Here is a 22,222-nt window from a genome sequence, read left to right on the forward strand (position 1 = left end):
ACCGCGCGCCAGCCAGAATCGTTCGCTGCGGCTGAAAGCGGTTTCACCGGGAAACAGCGGTTCGAAGTGAATGCTTCTGCCGCCGTTGTCGTTGAGGATAAGTCCCTCATCGCGAAGCTGTAAGCGAATATCGAAAGGAGCTTTCCAGCCGGGGCCGAAGATGCCCGCCGGGGCAGGCGTTTTTGTCCGGTAGCTGCTGTAGGCGCGGGTAAGCATAAACGGCAACGGACCGGGCAGGGCGACATCGGTTTCGCCGGGGAGCACCTTTGCACCCAGCAACGGGTTGACCGGGTTACCGGAAGTCATGCCACCGGGGCAGACCGAGCAGGCCACGCCTGTTGGCGCGCCAATCATCACGCCCGCCGAACCCTGGACAATGCTACCGCCCTTCATGGTGCCGTCGCCCTGGCGCGCCGCTGGTTTTCCGCTCATGCTCAAATCCTTTTTAAATCAGGTTTTGAGCAAGGAGCCTACCGGGAACAGTTCGTGAAAAAAGAGCAAAAAAGGCGCTGGGGAGAATTTTGAGAATATATAAAGATCAGGGGGGAAATAAAAAAAGCCCCGCTTTTCAGCAGGGCGAAAACGAATCACAGGCGGTGCCGGTTGTAATAAGGCACACCCAGTTCGTCGGACTTATCGCTTCCCGCGCCCATATGGTTAAAATCGAACGGTGACTGCTCCTGAGAAGTAGGAATAATCATCGTGTCGCGACCATTTTGTGTGGTGGGCTGCGCGGATTGCTCCGCAACGCTCTGACCTGAGACAACAAGCAGCAGGGCCAGCATTGCAGAAGACAGCAGTTTCATGATTTCCTCGATTACGTCGTTTACAGGCGATGGTTAGTTACAATGGTTCAGCGGCAGCAAATACCGCGATTCGCCGCGCATATTGGTAATACGGTATTTATGCGGCGGAACATCGAAATAGTTTTTGAATGTCCGGGTCAGCGTCTGCTGCGACTCGAAGCCATAACGTTCTGCCAGATATAAAATCGGCTCGTTACTCTCTTTTAATTTCTGCGCTATTTCGGTCATTTTACGGCTGCGGATGTACTGACCTAATGAATGGCCGGTCTCTTTTTTGAACATCCGTTGCAGGTGCCATTTGGAGTAACCTGAACGCTCTGACACTTTTTCCAGTGAGAGCGGCGATTCCAGGTTATCTTCGATCCAGTCCAAAATGCTATGAATGGTGATAGCGTCAGTATTGCGTCTGGACATCGTCATACCTCTTCTTGTTTTTACGGCAGGACTTTCTTAAGCAAATGCTCAAGCGTTGCCACTTCGTCCGCCGTTAAGTTTTTTGTTAATTCCTGGTGCAGGTCTTGTCCTACTAATTGATGACATTGCTCACAAATTGCCGCGCCGTGTTCGGTGAGTTTCACCAGCACGCCACGCTTGTCATGTGGGTTAGGGAGCCTGTCGATCCAGCCTTTGCAGACCAGACGATCGAGCATGCGCGTTAACGCGCCGAGATCGACAGACAACACTTTTTTCAGCTCAACCGGGGTAATACAACCCGCACAGCGGATAGAGCAGAGCACCTTAAACTGCGCTGCGGTGATATCCAGCGGTGAGAGATACTCATTCAAGAGACGATCTTTTTTCTGGTTGACCATATAGATCAAGCGCCCCAGTGGGATGATTTCATTGAATAAGTCACTGGTGCTTTTCACAATGGTTGCCCTGGCAAGTAGTTAATTACGGCAGATAATATTGCCCAGGCAACTATAAGTCAAACGAATGGATTTACCGATCACACGATTTGCTAAAAGGGAAAAGAGCTGCTCTGTATCACACTTTATTTTGTTAATGATAATTACTGGTTATATCTCTGGCCGATAACGAATGCTTACAGCGTCAGAATGGCTAACTTCATGGTTTTCCACTTATACTTGCCGCTAATACATGAGTGAAACAGGAATGGCTGCCAATATGATGGATTTGTTTAAAGCAATAGGGCTGGGGCTGGTGGTGATTCTGCCACTGGCAAATCCGTTAACGACAGTCGCACTGTTTCTCGGTCTTGCCGGGAACATGAACAGCGCCGAGCGCAACCAGCAGTCGCTGATGGCGTCGGTCTACGTGTTCGCCATTATGATGGTGGCCTACTATGCGGGCCAACTGGTGATGAATACCTTTGGTATCTCCATTCCAGGCCTGCGCATCGCCGGTGGTTTAATTGTGGCGTTTATTGGATTCCGCATGCTGTTTCCACAGCAAAAAGCGCATGAATCGCCAGAGGCGCGGAGTAAGTCAGAAGAACTGGAAGATGAGCCGACCGCCAATATCGCCTTTGTGCCGCTGGCGATGCCAAGCACGGCGGGGCCGGGAACCATTGCGATGATTATCAGCTCCGCCTCAACGGTGCGGTACGGATCTGATTTTCCTGACTGGGTGATTACCGTTGCGCCACCGATCATCTTTGCTCTCGTGGGAGTGATCCTCTGGGGATGCTTACGCAGTTCCGGGGCGATTATGCGTCTGGTGGGTAAGGGAGGAATTGAAGCCATTTCCCGTCTGATGGGCTTCCTGCTGGTCTGTATGGGCGTGCAGTTTATTATTAACGGCGTGCTGGAAATCATCAAAACCTACTGATAAAAAAGCCCGGTCGCGATGACCGGGCTGTCTGTCAGAAATGCTGTGGCTGTTCTTCCAACGTGACCGGCCATTTACGAAAGATAATCACTGACCAGATTAACGCCACGAGTGCCGGAGCGGCGCCTGTGTAACCAATCGCCGCCATCGACCAGTGCAGACTCACCTGATTTCCCACCAGCGCGCCTGCGCCGATACCAATATTGAAAATACCGGAGAACAGCGCCATCGCCACATCTGTGGCATCCGGGGCCAGTGCCAGCACCTTTACCTGCATCCCGAGGCCAATCACCATGATGGCAATCCCCCAGAAAATGCTCAGGACAGCCAGATGAAACTCACTGTCAGCGGCAGGTAACAGCAGTACCAGACAGAGCAGCAGCAGCGTAATGGCGATGCTGATAAGCGCCGAGGCGTGTCGATTGCCGAGCTTACCGAAAATCACGCTGCCGATAATACCCGCACCGCCCAGGATGAGTAACAGTACGGTGGCGAAAGTCGCGCTCAGCCCGGCAACAGTCTGCACAAACGGTTCGATATAGCTGTACGCGGTGTAGTGCGCCGTCACCACGACTACCGTCAACAAATAGAGGCTCATCAGCGCCGGGCGACGAAACAGCAGTGGAAGACTTTTCAGCGAGCCGGAGTGTTCGCTTGGCAATGTCGGCAGCAGCTTGATCAGACAAATCAGGGTGATCAACGCCCCCATCCCGATGGCGAAGAACGTGGTGCGCCAGCCAAAATACTGACCGACGATGCGACCGAGCGGTAAACCCAACACCATCGCCAGCGCCGTACCGGTCGCAAGTAAACTTAATGCCTGAGCGCGTTTGCCCGCCGGGGCAAGGCGGATCGCCAGTGAGGCCGTAATCGACCAGAAGATCGCGTGCGCAAAGGCTATCCCGATACGGCTTATCACCAGCACGGTGAAATTCCATGCCAGGAAAGAGAGCACATGACTGGCGATGAACAGGACAAACAGCCATATCAGCAGCTTACGTCGTTCAACCTGACTGGTCAGCAGCATAAACGGCAGGGACATCAGCGCGACCACCCAGGCGTAGATCGTCAGCATGATCCCGACCTGCGCGGTCTGCATATTAAAACTTTGTGCGATGTCGGAAAGCAGGCCTACCGGGACAAATTCGGTGGTATTGAAAATAAACGCTGCAATAGCCAGCGTAACGACCCGTAACCACGCGACGTTACGGGAAACCGTATGAGTTGTCATAAAAAATTAATCGGTTCGTTGCGAAAAAGGAGAGAAGGGGATCTTAAAACGTTTGCTGATGAAAAGACAACCGATATGTGATTTAGATCTCGTTTTCAGCTCTGCTCTGTCAACAGCTCAATAAACGCCTCCAGCTGGCGCATCATCGCACCGCGCCGCCAGACCAGCCATGTCGTCAGCCAGCGCCAGTTTCCGGACAACGGCCAGGACTCGACCTGTTGATGTCCGGGCATACTTTCCAGCATGGAGCGGGGGATCAGCGCGATACCGGCACCGGCGATCACACAGGCCAGCATGCCATGATAGGACTCCATTTCGTGGATTGTGCCCGGCATCGCCCGATCGGCATGAAACCAGCTTTCGAAATGGCGGCGATAGGAACAGTTGGCGCGAAAGGCGTAAATATGACTGCCGTTGACCTCGCTGGCGCGGGTCACCGGTGCATGACCGTGTGGCGTGACCACCATCATCTCTTCCTGATACACCGGCATTCCTTCAAGACCTGGGTGGGTGATCGGTCCGTCAACAAAGGCAGCATTGAGATGGCCCTGGAGCACCCCGTCCAGCATGTTGCCAGAAGGGCCAGTCGCCAGGGAGAACTGGATCCTGGGATAACGTTGATTGTAGCGGGCAAGCGTGGCCGGAATGCGCACGGCAGCGGTGCTCTCCAGCGCGCCGAGTGAGAATAGCCCCTGGGGTTCATCACCCGCGACAACCATTCGCGCCTCGTCAACCAGCGCAAGGATTTGTTGACTATAACGCAGAAAATTATGCCCGGCGGGGGAAAGCCGCAGTCGCTGGTTCTCGCGAATAAACAGATCGACACCGAGGTCAGCCTCCAGTTGCCGAATACGGGTAGTGAGATTGGACGGAACACGATGTACCTTCGCCGCCGCCTGGGTAATGCTGCCCGTTTCGGCGACGGCGTTAAACATCTTCAGCTGGGTCAGATCCATGGCTTTCTCTCATCGTGAATGGCCCCGTTAATATTATTCATTTTTCGTAAAGAGTAAACGCGTCCATGATGATGACATCAAGAACGACGGAGAGACTGTATGACGATTTCATCGGCAACCCATGCCATTTCCATCAATCCGCATAATGGTGAATTTCTTTCAGCGCTGCCGTGGTCTACAGCGCAGGAGATTGAGCAGGCGCTACAGTCAGCGGCTACGGGATTTCGCGGTTGGAAACAGACAACGGTGGCACATCGGGCGCAGAAATTACGCGACATCGGCCAGGCGTTACGCGCACGTGGCGAAGAGATGGCGCAGTGCATAACCCGCGAGATGGGGAAGCCGATTAAACAGGCGCGTGCTGAGGTCGCCAAATCAGCGGCGCTGTGTGACTGGTATGCAGAACATGGCCCGGCGATGCTGGTAGCCGAACCCACGCAGGTGGAAAACCACCAGGCGGTGATTGAGTATCGTCCGCTAGGAACCATCCTGGCAGTCATGCCCTGGAACTTTCCGCTATGGCAGGTGCTGCGCGGGGCGGTGCCAATTTTACTGGCTGGCAATGGCTATCTGCTCAAGCCTGCGCCGAACGTTATTGGCTGCTCGCAAATCATCCACCAGGTTTTTGCTGATGCGGCGATACCCGCCGGCGTCTACGGCTGGCTGAATGCGGATAATCAGGGCGTCAGTACATTGATTAACGATGCACGGATTGCGGCCGTGACGGTGACCGGCAGCGTGCGCGCCGGAGCGGCCATTGGCGCTCAGGCCGGAGCGGCGCTGAAAAAATGCGTACTCGAACTGGGGGGGGCCGATCCGTTTATTGTGCTTAACGATGCCGATCTGGATCTGGCGGTAGAGGCGGCGGTGGCCGGACGCTATCAGAATAGCGGGCAGGTTTGCGCCGCGGCGAAACGTTTTATCCTTGAAGAGGGGATTGCGGAACGTTTTATTGCGCGCTTTGTGGCGTCTGCCGCAGCGCTGAAGCTGGGCGATCCGCGGGCGGAGGAGAGCGAGCTTGGCCCAATGGCGCGTGCCGACCTGCGTGATGAATTGCATCAGCAAGTGCAGGCGACGATGGCCGAAGGCGCTCAGTTACTGCTTGGTGGCAAGATGCCTTCCGGAGCCGGTAACTTTTATCCGGCCACTGTGCTGACCAACGTCACCCCTGAGATGACGGCGTTTCGAGAAGAACTGTTCGGGCCGGTTGCGGCGATCACGGTGGCGAAGAGTGCCGAACAGGCACTGACGCTGGCAAACTGCAGTGACTTTGGTCTGTCGGCGACGCTTTTTACCGCCGATGAAGCCCGGGCACTGGAGATGGCCGCACGTCTGGAATGCGGAGGTGTCTTTATCAACGGCTTTAGCGCCAGCGATGCCCGGGTGGCGTTTGGTGGCGTTAAGAAGAGCGGCTTTGGTCGCGAACTCTCGCACTTTGGTCTGCATGAATTCTGTAATGTGCAGACCGTCTGGAAGAACCGACGCTAATCTTTCTGGCGCTCTGCGGGGCGCCTTGTCACATTTCTGCCATAGTTTTGTCATTTACGCTTCGTAGACTCGCGATTAACGTGTTGATACTGAAGACTATTATGAACTTAACTCAAACTTTACGTCGATTTCTACCACAGCAGTTTGGTCTGTTGGCCGGGGTTTTTTGCATTATCGCGCTGTTTTGCGTATTACAAATGACCTCGTCACTGATGCTGTCGTTTTCCGTCAGCCAGGCCCGGGAAAATGAGCAACGTAATCAACTGGCGCTGCGTCAGCAGACAAAAGTCGAAGAGGCGCGGATTGCGCTGCTAACCGCAAGCGATCTGCTCAACCGGGCTGGCGTCTACTTTATGCAGGACGCCGCCACAGGTTCAGAGGGAAGCTGGCAGCCATTAATCGACGAAGCACAACAGGTATTAACACAATCGACAACTGCGTGGCAGGCGTGGCGCGACATGAACCCGCCTGCGGATGAGGGGCTGGTTGACAGCTATCAACGCTTCAGCGACGGTCTTCAGGAGCAGGTGACCGGGTTAAGCAAAACAAAGTCCATCGATGCGTTCTTTGCCGTACCGATTCAGGCGTTTCAGGCTGACTTCAATGATAACTATGCCCGGGGGCAAAAGGTCGCCGCGCAGGCGCGGGAAAGTGGACGACAACAGTTGCTGGATCGCCTGCTGGATCTCCAGCATCTGTTCTTACTATTGCCGGTGATGCTGCTGGCCATTGCCGTCGCGGTATGGTGGGGAATGTCACGCTGGGTGATTTCTCCGCTGCGTCGGCTGATTGCGCATATCGATATTCTGGCGGCAGGCGATCTCTCGCGACCGATTCCCGCAGTGCCCGGCCTTAATCGCGAAGTGTCGCAACTCCACGTACGTATCGGTGCGATGCAGGAGGGGTTGCGCGAGTTAGTCCTGCAGGTTAGCGAGGCGACCACGGCAATGGCCGACAATATCGAAAGGCTGGCACAAAATAATACGCGCCTGTATCAACAGTCCGCAAAGCAGGATGAAGAACTGACTCATGTCACTTCGCATATTTCGGTGCTGGAAACACACGTCGGGGACAACAGCGGGTTTGCCCAACGGGCGAATCAGCGTGCGGAAGAGGCGCGTGCCATTGCGGCGGGCGGGGACAGAATGATGGATACCGTGAATCGTTCGATGCAGGCAATCGTGACGCGCTCGGCAGAGATGCGCGGGATCATTGCATTGATTGATAACGTTGCCTTCCAGACCAATATTCTGGCACTGAATGCGGCAATCGAAGCCGCTCATGCTGGTGAACAGGGACGCGGCTTTGCGGTGGTGGCAAGAGAAGTGGGGCTGTTGGCGCGTAAAAGCAGTCAGTCCACGCAGGATATTCAGGCGCTGATCTATCACTCTCTGCAAGGGATTGAAGAAGGATCGCGCGCGGTGACGCATCTGGAAGAGAACTTACAGCAAGTGATCGCGCTGGTGGAAAATCTGGGCGTTTCGCTGAATGATATCTCAGCCGCGACGCTGCAGCAGGGCGAGCGGATCCATCAAATGACACGCCAGCTACAGGCGCTGAACCTGGTCGCGCGCGATACCCGCGAACTGGTAGATACGGCATCGGCCTCCTCGCAGCAGTTGCATAATGAATCGCACCAGTTGATTCACGCGGTGGCAAGATTCCGACTTCCGGCCTGACGAGGGGGATTCCGCTCTGCTATACTCGCAGCCCTTTTCAGACCGGCAGGCAAGGAGTGTGGTGTGGCAATCACCCTGGACAATTCAATTTTAGAGACCATTCTGGCGGAGGTTCGTCCGCTGATTGGGCAGGGCAAGGTGGCGGACTATATACCTGCGCTGGCCTCGGTTGAGGGTTCCCGACTGGGTATTGCGATTTGCACCGTGGAGGGGCAACTCTGGCAGGCCGGAGATGCGACAGAACGCTATTCCATTCAGTCGATTTCGAAGGTACTCAGTCTGGTGGTGGCGATGCGTCACTATTCTGAAGATGAGATCTGGCAACGGGTGGGGAAAGATCCGTCTGGGTCGCCGTTTAACTCGCTGGTGCAGTTAGAAATGGAACACGGCATCCCGCGCAATCCGTTTATTAATGCCGGCGCGCTGGTCGTCTGCGATATGTTACAGGGGCGACTCAGCGCGCCGCGTCAACGCATGCTTGAAGTGGTCCGCTCGCTGAGTGGCGTAGCCGATATCGCTTACGATTCGGTAGTGGCCCGCTCAGAGTTCGAACATTCCGCCCGTAATGCCGCCATTGCCTGGCTGATGAAATCCTTCGGTAATTTTCACCATGACGTCACGACGGTCCTGCAAAACTATTTCCATTACTGTGCACTGAAAATGAGCTGCGTGGAGCTGGCGAAAACGTTTGTTTTTCTCGCGAACCAGGGAAAAGCTTTTCATCTCAATGAACCCGTAGTAACGCCGATGCAGGCGCGACAGATCAATGCGCTGATGGCAACCAGTGGGATGTATCAGAACGCGGGAGAGTTTGCCTGGCGCGTTGGCTTGCCCGCGAAATCGGGCGTTGGTGGTGGGATTGTGGCGATCGTGCCGCATGAAATGGCGATCGCCGTCTGGAGCCCGGAACTCGATCCGACCGGCAATTCGCTGGCAGGGATTGCGGTTCTGGAGCAACTGACTCAACGGTTAGGGCGCTCAGTTTACTGATGAAGACATTTGATGCACTTTTTGCCCGACTTTCACGCTCGACGTTTCGCTCCCGTTTTCGTCTGGGAACGAAAGAGAGACAGTACTGCTGGGATAAAGGGGCCGAGGTTATCGACAGACATGCTGCGGATTTCGTGGCGAAGCGGCTTGCCCCGGCGACACCGGCCAATGACGGTAAGCAAACGCCGATGCGCGGTCATCCGGTGTTTATTGCCCAGCATGCCACGGCGACCTGCTGTCGGGGTTGCCTTGCCAAATGGCACAACATTGCTCAGGGGCAACCGTTAAATGATGAGCAACAACGGTATGTGGTCGCCGTTATCCATCACTGGCTCGTTATTCAAATGAATAAACCGTAATAATTAAACGGTTACTTAAGCCTTTTCAAATGCCCGTTAAATAAAAAGGGGACGGGCTGCGAAATTTAACAAAAGAACCGATAGCGCAGCGGGGAATGGCTATCTTTGAGAATAATTCATGCTATTCTCTAAAATTATCCCCCCTATGCAGAGATAATTGCCAACGGCAATTATATGGACAGATATTTCATGCACGCATTCCACATTCCGTCTTTCCGGTTGTTTCAGGAAGACCATCCACTGCGTAACGCTGGCGCTATTTTTGCTTTAACCACTCTGTTCTATTTTATCGGCGCACAATTGCGTCTGGTGCATGAACTCTCGCTGTTCTGGCCGCTCAACGGCGTGATGGCCGGCGTCTTTGCCCGCTATGTCTGGCTAAACAAACTGCATTATTATGCCGTCAGCTATGTTGCGATGCTGGGTTATGATGCGATCACCACCGAATGGGGATGGATGTCGCTGGTTATTAATCTTTCCAATATGGTTTTTATCGTGGTTGTTGCTCAACTGGTGATCCGCGATAAGCGACTGGGGAAAAATAAATATGAACCCATCAGTGCTTTACGCTTATTTAATTACTGTCTGATTGCCGCACTGTTGTGCGCAATATTGGGTGCGGCAGGCTCTGTTGGCATTGACCGGCTTTCATTCTGGCCGCTGGTAGCTGACTGGTTTAGCGAGCAGTTCTCGACGGGGGTGCTGATTGTACCCTGCATGTTGACGCTGGGTATTCCCGGCGCGGTGAAACGTTTTAAACCTGAACAGTTGATGCCGGTGGCTGCGCTGATTATCTCGGTGCTGGCATCGGTGATCATTGGGGGTGCCGGCAGTCTGGCTTTTCCGCTGCCTGCGCTTATCTGGTGCGCGGTGCGATATACTCCGCAGGTGACGTGTCTGCTGACCTTTATTACCGGTGCCGTTGAAATCGTGCTGGTGGCAAATTCGATTATCAATATCGCCGTGGCGTCGCCGCTGTCAACGCCACAGATGTTCTCTGCACGACTGGGCATTGCCACCATGGCGATTTGTCCGATTATGGTTTCGGTCAGTGTGGCGGCGATTAATTCCCTGATGAAGCAGGTTTCCCTGCGCGCCGATTTCGATTTTCTCACTCAGGTTTATTCCCGTTCCGGACTCTATGAAGCGCTGAAGCGTCAGGTGTATCCGCGTACGCAGCATGTGACCGTCATGCTGTTGGATATCGACTTTTTCAAGCGCATTAATGATAACTTCGGCCATGAATGTGGCGATCGGGTACTCAGCATATTTGCCCGACATATTCAGCAGATTGTCGGTGACCGGGGACTGGTGGCCCGCATGGGGGGTGAAGAGTTTGTTGTCGTGGCGCCCTCAACACATCCCGAAGAGGGAATGCTGCTGGCGGAAAATATTCGTAAAGCCGTGGCACAGCACCCTTTTACCTGGAACCAGCAGACGTTCTATCTGACGGTAAGCATTGGACTCGGAAATGGCACGCTCGGCTCCCAGTTGTTGACCGATGTATTTAACAACTTGATGGTTGAAGCGGATGAGTGTCTCTATCGTTCGAAGAATGAAGGCCGTAATCGTACCAGCGATCGCCGGACAGGTCATACCGTCTTCACTGAGAGTGATATGGCATAACAATATCCTATGTTACTGTCCGTTGTGTTATGGCAATGTTAAGTGCATCGTATTGTCTCTGAATTAAGGAGACAACATGACCCCACCAAAATCCTGCTATCTGCTGGATGCAGCAGATATCGAGGCCAGAATCGATGAAATCTGTGACGTTCTGACCGACTGCGTGACGCATGGCGCATCGGTCAGTTTTCTCTTGCCGTTTGAACAGTCGAAAGCGCGTGCGTTCTGGCATGGCGTCGCACAAAGTGTGGACAGGGGCGAGCGTCTGTTGCTTGCGGTCGACAATGCTTCCGGGGTATTGGTTGGTACAGTTCAACTTATTCTCCAGCAACCGGAAAACCAACCTCATCGCGCGGACGTCGCGAAACTTCTCGTTCACTCCCGTGCACGTCGCCAGGGGTTAGCCCGGCAGCTCATGATGACACTGGAGGCGTACGCCGCAGAGCGACAAAAAACGCAACTGGTGCTGGATACCGCGACGGGAAGTGATGCTGAGTTGTTCTACCACTCTTGTGGCTGGCTCAAAGCGGGTGAGATCCCGGACTATGCGCTGATGCCCGATGGAAAGCTGACAAGCACCACGCTTTTCTATAAATCTCTATAAATAGTCGCTATGAATTGATCAAAACGGGGTTTTACTCTGGATAAGTTTTGCTAACCTGTTCTACCAATTTAATCAGGTTGTATGACTAATCGAAAGGGAACCCATTGTGAAAACACTTAACCGTCGCGATTTTCCCGGTGCTCACTATCCTGAACGCATCATTCAGTTTGGTGAAGGTAACTTCCTTCGCGCCTTTGTTGACTGGCAAGTCGATCTTCTGAATGAACATACCGATCTGAACTCGGGTGTGGTCATTGTTCGTCCTATTGATAGCACCTTTCCACCTTCGCTCAGTACGCAGGATGGCCTCTATACGACCATCATCCGTGGTCTGAATGAACAGGGCGAAGCGGTCAGCGATGCACGGCTGATTCGTTCGGTGAATCGTGAGATCAGCGTTTACAGTGATTACGATGCGTTCCTGAAACTGGCGCACAATCCTGAGATGCGTTTTGTGTTCTCTAACACCACGGAAGCGGGCATTAGCTATCATGCCGGCGACAAATTTGAGGATGCGCCGGCGGTCAGTTATCCGGCGAAACTGACGCGTCTGCTGTTTGAACGCTACAGCCATTTCAAGGGTGCACAGGATAAAGGCTGGATCATCATCCCATGTGAACTGATTGATTATAATGGTGATGCGCTGCGCGAACTGGTGCTGCGCTATGCGCAGGAGTGGTCATTGCCTGCGGCATTTATCACCTGGCTGGATCAGGCTAACGTCTTCTGCTCCACGCTGGTGGACCGTATCGTCACCGGTTACCCACGCGATGAAGCGGCACAACTGGAAGCGGAGCTGGGTTATCATGATGGTTTCCTTGATACCGCCGAACATTTCTATCTGTTTGTTATCCAGGGGCCGAAATCACTGGCAGCAGAACTCCGTCTCGACAAATACCCGCTTAATGTCTTAATTGTGGACGACATCAAGCCGTACAAGGAGCGCAAAGTCGCTATCCTGAACGGTGCCCACACCGCGCTGGTGCCGGTGGCATTCCAGTCCGGGCTGGATACCGTCGGCGAAGCGATGAATGACACCGAAATCTGCGCATTTGTTGAAAAAGCAATTTATGAAGAAATTATCCCGGTTCTCGATTTGCCACGTGATGAACTGGAATCCTTTGCCAGCGCGGTAACCGGACGTTTCCGTAACCCGTACATCAAGCATCAGTTGCTGTCGATTGCCCTGAACGGGATGACCAAATTCCGTACCCGTATTCTCCCGCAGTTACTGGCAGGGCAGAAGATGAGTGGCAAACTCCCGGCTCGTCTGACCTTCGCGTTAGCCGCACTGATTGCCTTCTACCGCGGAGAGCGTAACGGAGAAGCTTACCCGGTTCAGGACGATGCGCACTGGATCTCCCGTTTTAAACAGCTCTGGGGACAGCATGGCGATCGCCAGATCAGTACTCAGCAACTGGTCAGTGACATTCTGGCGGTTGAAGCGCACTGGGAACAAGATCTGACGAAAGTGGCGGGACTCGTTGAACAGGTAAGTGCCGATCTTGATGCCATTCTGACAAAAGGAATGCGTGAAGCGGTGAAACCGTTGTGCTAAAACAGTGACCCGGTGTAAACCGGGTTTCTTATAAAATGATTGTAGTTACAACATACAATGTAATTAATTCATTTCCCAAAATGTAAGTCCTGCGCTAAAAGGGGTTTAGCAGCTTGACGGCTGGTGGAAGCATCACTTTTGCTGCGCTTGAATGTTTGATCCAGATCACGTTTAATGGTGGGATTCGTTTCCTTCCAGAAAACCGTCATGATTGTTCGTCCACAACAGCACTGGTTACGCCTGATATTCGTCTGGCACGGTTCTGTATTAGCAAAAATCTCGTCCCGCTTGCTGCTTAATTTCCTGCTGTCTATTGCTGTGATCCTCCTGTTGCCCTGGTATACGATGCTGGGCATCAAATTTACCCTCGCACCGTTCAGCATTCTCGGTGTGGCAATCGCTATCTTTTTGGGTTTTCGTAATAACGCCTGTTATTCACGTTATGTCGAGGCGCGTCAACTCTGGGGCCAACTGATGATCGCTTCTCGTTCGTTGCTGCGGGAAGTCAAAACGGTCTTACCTGATGACCGCGAGTTAGGAGAATTTGTCCGTCTGCAAATCGCCTTCGCTCACTGTCTGCGCATGACGCTGCGGCGAAAACCACAGGCTGAGCCGCTGGCGAAGTATCTTAACACAGACGATCTGCAACGCGTGTTTGCCTCTCACTCTCCGGCAAACCGCATTTTACTGATGATGGGGGAATGGCTGGCGACGCGTCGACGTGACGGGCAACTCTCGGATATTTTATTTCACAGTCTGAACAATCGATTAAACGACATGTCCGCTGTACTTGCTGGCTGCGAAAGGATCGCCAATACGCCGGTGCCGTTTGCCTATACGCTAATCCTCCACCGCACCGTTTACCTGTTTTGCATCATGCTGCCTTTTGCCCTGGTGGTAGATCTGCATTATATGACCCCCTTTATTTCGGTACTTATTTCCTACACCTTCATCTCTCTGGACGCGCTGGCGGAAGAACTGGAGGATCCGTTTGGAACAGAGAATAACGACTTGCCCCTGGATGCCATCTGTAATGCCATTGAGATTGACCTGCTGGAGATGAATGATGAATCGGCCATTCCAGCGAAACTGATGCCGGATAAGCACTACCAGTTGACGTAAAAGAAGGGAACATTCCAGTAAATGAACGACAGGCTGGGTGTGTCAATGCGCTAACGTCGGTTTTCAGGATTAACTTATCACCGCCGATTAAATTTCAGATAATGCCCGCATATTTTCTGCGCGATTGAAAATAACTCTTGATAGGGGTCATAAGGCGTTCTTAAAACATCGGCATGCCATCAGTGCATATCAGGATGTTAAACGATGATCAGGAGGATTATCTATGAGCGCAAATCAATCAGGAATGATTGACACCCCACGAGTCGATGCAAAGGCGTCGACGCCATCACTGGCATCAATAAAGTCTCTCTCGCCGTTGCCGGTTATTCCAGGACTATTACTTGCCACCACCGGTCTTTTTGCCCCGACAGGTCTGTTGGCTGAAGAAATACGCTGCGAAAGTGAATCGACAACAGAGTGTGTTGAGAAAAAACTCAACGCAACAAACATATTAACAGCCCCCTGGACGCCCACGACGGCGAACAGCAGTGTTCTTATTAACGATAATGTCCAGGTCGTTTTATCTGCTGAAGAGAATAACGAAGTGGGATGGGCTGGTTTTGGTTCACTGATTGTCGGCCGGGGATCTACAGGTGAACTCACTATAATTGGTCGCACCATTAAATCGCTAGCGGGCACAATTGGCGATAACTCCGTCGGAATCGTGACATTAACCAACGGTGCGAAGTGGGACCTTAGCGGCAAGAAGTTGTTTGTCGGTAAAAATAATGGCGATGGAACATTAATTGTGAAAGAGGGAAGTCAGATCTCCAATATTGACGAATTACGTATTGGCGAGTTTTATGCCGATGCAAAGGGGCTGACCATTATCGAAGGCAAGGATTCGTCGATCAAGTCCGATTGGGCCGTAGTGGGCGATCAGGCCGCAGGTCGACTCGATATTCTGCAAGGAGGCCGGCTTTCAGTGCTCGAGCATATGAATATTGGCTATGTCGGTAAAACTCCGAATACGAATGGAAAAGGAAACGGCGTCGTGAATGTCGACGGTGAAAATTCACGTCTGGAAGTTGCGACATCGCTCATTCTGGGAGGGTTTGACGTCAGCCAAAACGATGCTAAAGGTGAACTCAATGTCAGTAATGGCGGCACAATTGCGGTGGGAAACCAAATCCGGCTTGGCATAGGGACAGGAAGTACCGCCACACTGAATATCGGCGGTAAACCCGGCGAAGACGCACGAAAGGCCGGAAATATTGAAACGCCACTTATTGTTCTCAGTGATAGAAATCAGAATAACAGTACCGCAACGCTGAATTTCAACCACACCAGTGATGATTATTCTCTGAGTGCAGCAATAAAAGGCTACGGTAATGTCAACCATAGCGGACCGGGCACGACACAGTTGACCGGCGATAATCGCTATACCGGAAATACCTCCGTCAGGCGCGGAACACTCAGCGCCGGAAGTGTCACAGGTTTTAGCCCGAATTCTGATTTCACCGTCGGGGAGGGCGCCACGCTCGATCTGAACGGCTACAGCCAGACCATTAAGTCTCTAAAGCTGAGTGGCACGCTGAGATTTGGCGATCCGCTGACCAACCGTGAAGCGTTGGCGCTGTCCGACAGCGTCTTAACCATCAGCGGCGACTATACCGGTGAAAATGGCTTACTTATTCTGAATACCACGCAGGATCAGGTAATGCAAAAACCGGTAGTTAACCGGCTTTCTGTTGCAGGAAACACCTCCGGAACTACTCTGGTCGCCTTGAAGGAATTAGGCAGCGTTGCGGTCGGCGATCTCAACGGAGCACGCGTCGTCCAGGTGGCCGGGAATTCAGCAGGTGAATTTGTTGCCCAAAACCGTCTGGTTGCCGGAGCGTATGACTACGCGCTTTTACGCGGAGTTGAAACTGAAAATGACGACGGAATCATGGATTCCAACCACTGGTATCTGGTCAATACCTGGGCGCCCGTTGACGATACCGATCCTACAGACAACCCGGATCCGAACATCGAACCGAAAGAGGGTGAGCAGGTCCCACAGCCGATACCATCTCCGGGCGTCGAACACTCATCCGCTGCGGTGATGCGCCCGGAAATGGGAGCGTATCTGGCAAACAGAAGGGCAGCGAACACCCTGTTTGTCACCCGTTTACACGACCGGTTGGGCGAAACGCAGTATATTGATCCCCTCTCCGGGGAAACGCGGGTCACCAGCATGTGGCTACGTAATGTCGGCGGGCACACCCGTTTTCATGACCATTCAGGGCAGTTAAGCAGCCAAAGCAACCGGTATGTAGCGCAAATTGGCGGCGATTTGGCCCAGTGGAGTACGGGGCTTGAGGATCGCTGGCATCTGGGAGTAATGACCGGCTACGCCAACAGTCAGAGCAATACCCGTTCATCTTTATCCCATTATCGAGCCGATGGCTCAGTTTCGGGTTACAGCGCAGGTTTGTACGCGACATGGTATGCCGATAACGCCACGAAGGAGGGGACCTGGCTCGACACATGGGTGCTCTACAACTGGTTTGATAACACGGTACGAGGTGATTCTCTGAAAGAAGAGCGCTATCGTTCGAAAGGAATAACCGCCTCGCTTGAAATGGGGCATACCTTTAGAGTGGCTGAACAACCGCGCCTGAGTTACGGGTTGCAACCGCAGGTACAGTTAATCTGGATGGGGGTATCTGCCGACGATCACCGCGAAGATAACGGCACATGGGTGCGGGATAAAGGGAAGGGTAATCTGCAAAGTCGTTTGGGAATAAAAGCCTTCATGCAGGGCTATACTATTCGCGATGAAGGTAAAGATCGGCTCTTTCAACCTTTTGTCGAGGTGAACTGGCTGCATAATACGCACAATGATGCGGTCTCAATGAATGAGCTGAGCGGATCGGTTGACGGCACGAAAAATAGTGTGGAACTCAGGACCGGTGTCGAAGCAAAAATCAATTCGCAACTGCATCTGTGGGGAAATATCGGTCAGCAGATCGGTGGAGAGGGATTTAGCGATACCCAGGCCGTGCTTGGTCTGAAATTGCTCTTTTAGTCTCTCACTCACGTATTCAGAGGGGGCATGGGATGTCGTTATCATCTACAGCCCCCTTATCGCTTAACAAAAAGTGTGAATTAATAAACTGCATCATTCTATTACCTGATGAATATCGCAGGAAACCGCCGTTACAAGGTCATTAAAGCGATTGTTCTCCAACGCGGTGAGATCAAATAAATGCATCACATTTGCGTGATAAATATATTGGGTGTTTTTCAACCGCCTGATATTCAGGCCAGTCTTTATCAAGGTATCGCGATGTATATTAATCCACCGTCCTCCAGCGCAAGAAAACGCGTGGAGCACCGTTTTCACATGCCCGAAGAAATCCAGCATTTAGGGGAAATGCCGCTGTTCAGAGCCGTGGCCTGGTGGGGATTTCTACACAAAAAAGAGTTTTCACGTAATGACGTAAGTAAAGCTTTTCATATTGACCTGCGACGGGCCAGCGGGATCCTGCATTATCTCTGTCATCGCCATGATAAACGTGACATCGAATTCAGCGTTCGCAAAGCGACGGTGCGCGACGGACATTGCCAGCTATTAGTCAAAATCCACTCTCTAGCATCGGCGGGAACCTCAACGGCGCCACTTGCCAAAGCGCAACCTGCAACTTGTCAGGGAAAGAAGCATAGCGCAACGGACGATCGCCGACTTTCACGCTGGCTATTATCTCGGCCGACGGGGAATAATGAAGCGAAGCTGGCCGCCTGGAAAGCGGCCTGTCCGTTGAGTGAGTGAGATCAGCAGTGACGACGCGCAACCAAAAACAGACGAGGAAATGCCAGCAATATCTGACCATCTTCCTGAAGCGGATATTGTTCCTGTAGCAGGTGATGATAGCGATCCAGAAATCGTTGTTGCTCGTGTTGATTCAGATCCTGCAGCCAGGGGCGTAATCCCGTCGCGCTGACCCAGTCAATAATCGCCTGGTGTGACCGCATCTTGTGATAATAGATTGTACGCCAGATGTCCACGTCGCATCCCGCTTCGCTCAGAATGTCGTAGTAGGCGTGAACGCCGGGCAGGGCGTCGCGACCACGGTTCGGATAATCCTGTTCATAAGCCACTTCACGCATCAACACGTGTGTCGGTTCCAGCCAGTTATCCGGCATTTGCACGGCCAGAATGCCGTTATCCTGGAGCAGGGCGACCAGGCGTGGAAACAGATTATAGTGATCAGGGATCCACTGCAGCGAGGCATTGGCATAAATGACATCGGGCGGTGTGACGGGGTGAAACTGACGAATATCCGCTTCAACAAAGTGACAATTTGGCAAGGCTTTTCGCGCTTCATCCAGCATCGCCGGAGAGCTATCTACGCCAGTAATACTCGCGCCAGGCCATCGGCTTTGGAGTAACGCCGTACTGTTACCGGGACCGCATCCTAAATCAATCACCGTAGAGACATGCTCAAGCTGAATTCTCGCCAGCAGTTCAGCGGCGGGTCTTGAGCGCTCCGCGCCATACTGCATATACAGCGCCGGATTCCAGTCGGACATCATCAATTCTCCTGCGGTTGGTAGTGCTAAACGGGCACACGGTATGAACTATACTAGTTTAGTATTATTTGCGCTCGGTAAGGAAACGCCTTATGAATAAGCCAGTTATTCGCGGTGGTATCGACATCGCGATGAAGGTTCCATCACATCAGTATCAGCAGACGATTGATTTTTATCGGAATGTCATTCGGTTACCAGAAATTACCGATAAGCCGCCGGCAGTGGGATTCGAACTTGGGCCGAACAAACTCTGGTGAGTGGATCGTACGATGAGTAGTAAAATGCAAATGTCACAGCGAAAGCTTTTACATCATCAATGAGTGCAGGCACGCTTAATGGCCTCACAAAACCCTGAACAGCAGAGCAATCAGCAGGACGATTATGACCATAAAATGCTGGATTCCTCGTGAACTTACTTTAGTACGCATAATGTATATTATGTTAAATTGATTATGAGAGTTCATTACCTCACATCATTACTACGCCGTTTCCTCTCCGTAAGCCTGCTTATTGTTCGCCTTCCCTATTCTCCAGCTTGACTTAACGTCGATTAGGAACAAAATAATTTCTCTTTTGTACTTACCGGATGACTGGCCTATATGGATATCTGTTCTCGTGCCGTTTTCTCACTGTCTCGCGTTAAAAAAATCAGTACGCTGGTTGTCGCCACGATCTTTCTGGCAAGTTGTTCATCAAAACCCCCGGTTTCACTGGTGACGCCGCCAGCGTCGACACCGACATCGCCCTCTAAAGCGCACAAGCTCAATGAGCCTGTTCGCGGCGTGTGGCTGGCGACGGTTTCCCGGCTTGACTGGCCACCGGTGGCGTCCGTGAATGTCAATAACGCCGCCGCACGGATCGCGATGCAGAAAAAGGCCTTAACGGACAAACTCGATAATTTACAGTCCCTGGGCATTAATACCGTTTTCTTCCAGGTTAAACCTGACGGAACCGCCCTTTGGCCTTCCTCTATTTTGCCGTGGTCGGATATGCTCACCGGTAAGATTGGTGAAAATCCGGGTTACGATCCGCTCCAGTTCATGCTTGATGAAGCGCATAAGCGCAATATGCGCGTTCACGCCTGGTTCAACCCTTATCGCGTGTCGACCAATGTGAAACCGGCAACGGTGAACGAGCTGAACCGTACCGTGTCGCTTCAGCCTGCCAGTGTGTTTGTTCTTCATCGCGACTGGATCCGTATCGCCGGTGACCGCTATGTTCTCGACCCCGGGATCCCGGAGGCTCGTGACTGGATAACCAGTATCGTGGCTGAAGTGGTGAAACGCTATCCGGTGGATGGCGTCCAGTTTGACGACTATTTCTATGCCGAATCTCCCGGTTCTGCGCTGAACGATAGCGTAACGTTCCGGCGTTACGGTCAGGGGTTCAGTTCAAAAGCGGACTGGCGTCGGCATAACACCCAACTGTTGATTGAACAGGTTTCGCGGACGATCAGGCAGATCAACCCGGATGTGGAATTTGGCGTCAGTCCGGCTGGCGTCTGGCGTAACCGTTCACACGATCCTGCCGGGTCAGACACCCGTGGCGCTGCGGCCTATGATGAATCCTATGCTGACACGCGGCTTTGGGTTCAACAGGGCCTGCTGGATTACATCGCACCGCAAATTTACTGGCCCTTCTCCCGTGATGCTGCACGCTATGATGTGCTGGCAAAATGGTGGGCGGACGTCGTGAAACCGACCAAAACGCGACTCTATATTGGTGTTGCGTTGTATAAGGTCGGCGAGCCTTCTCGTAATGAACCTGACTGGACGGTCAACGGCGGCGTTCCCGAACTGAAGAAACAGCTCGATTTGAATGAATCGATGCCACAAATCAGCGGCACAATTTTATTCAGAGAGAATAATCTCAACCAACCGCAGGCCCAGCAGGCCGTCAGTTATCTGAGAAACCGCTGGAATAAGTGACATTGTCACGAAAAGAGAGACGCCGCGCTCTCTTTTCGTCGCTGCTCACACACTCCTCGACTCCAGCGCAAATGTCGATATTCCTCATCAGGCGCAATCCGTTTTCAGGGCAAACTGGCGATACCCGGATCATCCCCTTCGACCGAATAAAAGTGAGGAAGATTCGGCGGTCGATAATCCGGATTAGCGTTCATCATATTGACCACTGACGTATGTACGCTGATTGCGCCCGTCATTGACCGGGGCGCCGGTTGACCAAACGGCGGCATCGCCCCAATCTTCAGCTCACGCTGGTTATTTTCTTCGATCCAGATCAGACGAGGCAGCCATTCGGCAAACTTCCACCCCAACAGCAGGGAGTTATGAATGGCAGGAAAGCCTGATGTGCGAACAGACAGTTCTTTTTTGGCGCGCAAGAAATCGATGCGCAGCCCTGCGCGCCAGGCCTCTCCCAGCATCCAGCGAAAGGCCGTCAATGCCAGTTGCGCCTGCGCCGGTGGATACCCGCCCCCCACGTCAGAATGCACTCCGGCAAACCACACCTCTTTAAGGTCCGTTTTCATATCGCCATTTTTTCGCCAGAGATTCTGACGAAAAAAACAACGCCGCTCATCAATTGACACCGCATGACGAACGATATCGACAGCGGGATTCTTCGCGGTATAGGGAATGATAACCGGATCGTATATCCATCCCACGGACTTCACCGTATCAAACAGACCAAGAAAATGGACGTTCACCCGTCGACCAAAGGTGGATTTGAAACGCGCCTGCAGTTTGAAATCTGGCGCCCTATTCTCGCCATTTTTTGCCAACAGCATGGCCCACGCGTAGTCAAAGAGATGTGCCTGATAGCTTTCAACAAGACCTGCTGTATGAATTAATGCCGCCAGCGCTCTGACGGCATAGGCACCACGGGAAAAGCCGAACAAATAAATTTCATCGCCCTGCCGGTAATTTTGCGCCAGGAAATGATAAGCCCCTTCGACATTACGTTTAAGCCCCCAACCAAACGCCAGTCCGCAAATCCGCGCAGGCAACTTTTGCCATTCAAATAGCGTCTCTTTGATGCCAAACGTCCCGACGCCCTGATCGTAATAAGTCAGCACGTCTGTGTCGTCTTTTGGCAATGAACGCAGCAGACGAATCACATTCGTCGGTTTATGACTGAAACGATTGCCTGTGCCATCGAGAAAAATAACCAGTTGCCGTCCCATCGTAACCTCCCCTGTTTCGCTGCGGATATGCTTTGACTGAAGAGAAAGTAAAACGCAATGTGCGTGTTGACGGGTTGTTGGCGATCAACTCTGCGGCGAATGTTCAATAAGTGACGGCAGGAAATAATATTCAGAAACATACTGATTATTTCCCGAAGCCAAAAACGGGATTTATTATCTAATAATGAAGATGTTTTTCGAAAAATCCCTCATCTCATTTCATGATATTGATAAACAGGCTGTCGATAAACGAGACCATAAGTCATTCTGTGTGGGGACGTCATTCCTCTCAACGATCAAACTGATGGACTATACTTTTCAGACGTTGATAAGTTTAAAAAATCGCTTA

The 22,222-nt window shown here is 52.4% G+C and carries 21 protein-coding genes; 13 read left to right on the forward strand and 8 right to left on the reverse strand.

Features of this window, described 5'->3' with window-relative positions; genetic code table 11:
• The 4 genes from QNN88_RS00005 to marR all read right to left on the reverse strand — a co-directional run.
• A partial coding sequence (locus QNN88_RS00005) for a DUF6531 domain-containing protein (RefSeq protein WP_414238420.1) occupies positions 1–432 on the reverse strand: 432 nt, incomplete at its 3' end.
• A 155-nt stretch (positions 433–587) separates the two neighbouring features.
• Positions 588–806 carry a multiple antibiotic resistance protein MarB gene (gene marB, locus QNN88_RS00010; protein ID WP_414238421.1) on the reverse strand — a complete coding sequence of 73 codons (219 nt, stop codon included), beginning with the start codon at positions 804–806 and terminating at the stop codon, positions 588–590.
• A gap of 33 nt (positions 807–839) precedes the next feature.
• Positions 840–1,220 (reverse strand): MDR efflux pump AcrAB transcriptional activator MarA, encoded by a 381-nt coding sequence (gene marA, locus QNN88_RS00015; protein WP_139155862.1) that lies wholly within the window; start codon positions 1,218–1,220, stop codon positions 840–842.
• Positions 1,221–1,240: 20 nt separating this feature from the next.
• Positions 1,241–1,675: a multiple antibiotic resistance transcriptional regulator MarR gene (gene marR / locus QNN88_RS00020; RefSeq protein ID WP_414238422.1), complete on the reverse strand. Its 435-nt coding sequence runs from the start codon at positions 1,673–1,675 to the stop codon at positions 1,241–1,243.
• 259 nt (positions 1,676–1,934) lie between these two features.
• Here marR and QNN88_RS00025 point away from each other — a divergent pair, with 259 nt between their 5' ends.
• Positions 1,935–2,597 (forward strand): MarC family NAAT transporter, encoded by a 663-nt coding sequence (locus tag QNN88_RS00025; protein ID WP_414238423.1) that lies wholly within the window; start codon positions 1,935–1,937, stop codon positions 2,595–2,597.
• A 34-nt stretch (positions 2,598–2,631) separates the two neighbouring features.
• Here QNN88_RS00025 and QNN88_RS00030 read toward each other — a convergent pair whose 3' ends face one another.
• Positions 2,632–3,828, reverse strand: coding sequence for a sugar transporter (locus QNN88_RS00030; protein ID WP_414238424.1), 1,197 nt, complete (start codon positions 3,826–3,828; stop codon positions 2,632–2,634).
• Positions 3,829–3,923: 95 nt separating this feature from the next.
• Positions 3,924–4,784, reverse strand: a complete 861-nt coding sequence (gene ptrR, locus QNN88_RS00035) for a putrescine utilization regulator PtrR (protein ID WP_414238425.1) — start codon at positions 4,782–4,784, stop codon at positions 3,924–3,926.
• Between the two features lie 99 nt (positions 4,785–4,883).
• Between ptrR and sad the strand changes: the two genes are divergently transcribed.
• The 10 genes from sad (at position 4,884) to QNN88_RS00085 (ending at position 17,967) form a co-directional block, all read left to right on the forward strand.
• Positions 4,884–6,272 (forward strand): succinate-semialdehyde dehydrogenase, encoded by a 1,389-nt coding sequence (sad, locus tag QNN88_RS00040; protein ID WP_414238426.1) that lies wholly within the window; start codon positions 4,884–4,886, stop codon positions 6,270–6,272.
• Between the two features lie 101 nt (positions 6,273–6,373).
• Positions 6,374–7,951 carry a methyl-accepting chemotaxis protein gene (locus tag QNN88_RS00045; protein WP_414238427.1) on the forward strand — a complete coding sequence of 526 codons (1,578 nt, stop codon included), beginning with the start codon at positions 6,374–6,376 and terminating at the stop codon, positions 7,949–7,951.
• A 63-nt stretch (positions 7,952–8,014) separates the two neighbouring features.
• Complete coding sequence (glsB, locus tag QNN88_RS00050) at positions 8,015–8,941, forward strand: glutaminase B (RefSeq protein ID WP_414238428.1); 927 nt, start codon at positions 8,015–8,017, stop codon at positions 8,939–8,941.
• Positions 8,941–9,300, forward strand: a complete 360-nt coding sequence (locus tag QNN88_RS00055; protein ID WP_414238429.1) for a DUF4186 domain-containing protein — start codon at positions 8,941–8,943, stop codon at positions 9,298–9,300. The genes glsB and QNN88_RS00055 overlap by 1 nt, the downstream gene beginning before the upstream one ends.
• 189 nt (positions 9,301–9,489) lie before the next feature.
• Complete coding sequence (locus tag QNN88_RS00060; protein WP_414238430.1) at positions 9,490–10,926, forward strand: diguanylate cyclase domain-containing protein; 1,437 nt, start codon at positions 9,490–9,492, stop codon at positions 10,924–10,926.
• Positions 10,927–11,002: 76 nt separating this feature from the next.
• Positions 11,003–11,530, forward strand: a complete 528-nt coding sequence (locus QNN88_RS00065) for an N-acetyltransferase family protein (protein WP_414238431.1) — start codon at positions 11,003–11,005, stop codon at positions 11,528–11,530.
• 106 nt (positions 11,531–11,636) lie between these two features.
• Entirely contained in the window at positions 11,637–13,088 is a 1,452-nt protein-coding gene (locus QNN88_RS00070) for a tagaturonate reductase (protein WP_414238432.1), read from the forward strand.
• A gap of 207 nt (positions 13,089–13,295) precedes the next feature.
• Positions 13,296–14,210 carry a bestrophin family protein gene (locus tag QNN88_RS00075; RefSeq protein ID WP_414238433.1) on the forward strand — a complete coding sequence of 305 codons (915 nt, stop codon included), beginning with the start codon at positions 13,296–13,298 and terminating at the stop codon, positions 14,208–14,210.
• Positions 14,211–14,433: 223 nt separating this feature from the next.
• Positions 14,434–17,223: an autotransporter outer membrane beta-barrel domain-containing protein gene (locus QNN88_RS00080; RefSeq protein WP_414238434.1), complete on the forward strand. Its 2,790-nt coding sequence runs from the start codon at positions 14,434–14,436 to the stop codon at positions 17,221–17,223.
• A gap of 261 nt (positions 17,224–17,484) precedes the next feature.
• Positions 17,485–17,967, forward strand: a complete 483-nt coding sequence (locus tag QNN88_RS00085) for a CaiF/GrlA family transcriptional regulator (protein WP_414238435.1) — start codon at positions 17,485–17,487, stop codon at positions 17,965–17,967.
• A gap of 2 nt (positions 17,968–17,969) precedes the next feature.
• Here the strand turns inward: QNN88_RS00085 and tam are convergent, their stop codons facing one another.
• Positions 17,970–18,728: a trans-aconitate 2-methyltransferase gene (gene tam, locus QNN88_RS00090; protein ID WP_414239323.1), complete on the reverse strand. Its 759-nt coding sequence runs from the start codon at positions 18,726–18,728 to the stop codon at positions 17,970–17,972.
• Positions 18,729–18,820: 92 nt separating this feature from the next.
• Here tam and QNN88_RS00095 point away from each other — a divergent pair, with 92 nt between their 5' ends.
• A complete protein-coding gene (locus QNN88_RS00095) occupies positions 18,821–18,985 on the forward strand; it encodes a hypothetical protein (RefSeq protein ID WP_414238436.1) in 165 nt (54 codons plus the stop codon).
• Positions 18,986–19,327: 342 nt separating this feature from the next.
• A complete protein-coding gene (locus tag QNN88_RS00100) occupies positions 19,328–20,656 on the forward strand; it encodes a glycoside hydrolase family 10 protein (RefSeq protein WP_414238437.1) in 1,329 nt (442 codons plus the stop codon).
• A gap of 104 nt (positions 20,657–20,760) precedes the next feature.
• Here QNN88_RS00100 and QNN88_RS00105 read toward each other — a convergent pair whose 3' ends face one another.
• The gene (locus tag QNN88_RS00105; RefSeq protein ID WP_414238438.1) at positions 20,761–21,873 is read right to left on the reverse strand and encodes a DUF2235 domain-containing protein; all 1,113 of its coding nucleotides are present in this window, start codon (positions 21,871–21,873) and stop codon (positions 20,761–20,763) included.
• Positions 21,874–22,222: the final 349 nt, after the last annotated feature.

The sequence above is a fragment of the Citrobacter sp. ANG330 genome, from assembly GCF_047467925.1.
In the GTDB taxonomy this organism is placed as follows: domain Bacteria; phylum Pseudomonadota; class Gammaproteobacteria; order Enterobacterales; family Enterobacteriaceae; genus Citrobacter_A; species Citrobacter_A amalonaticus_G.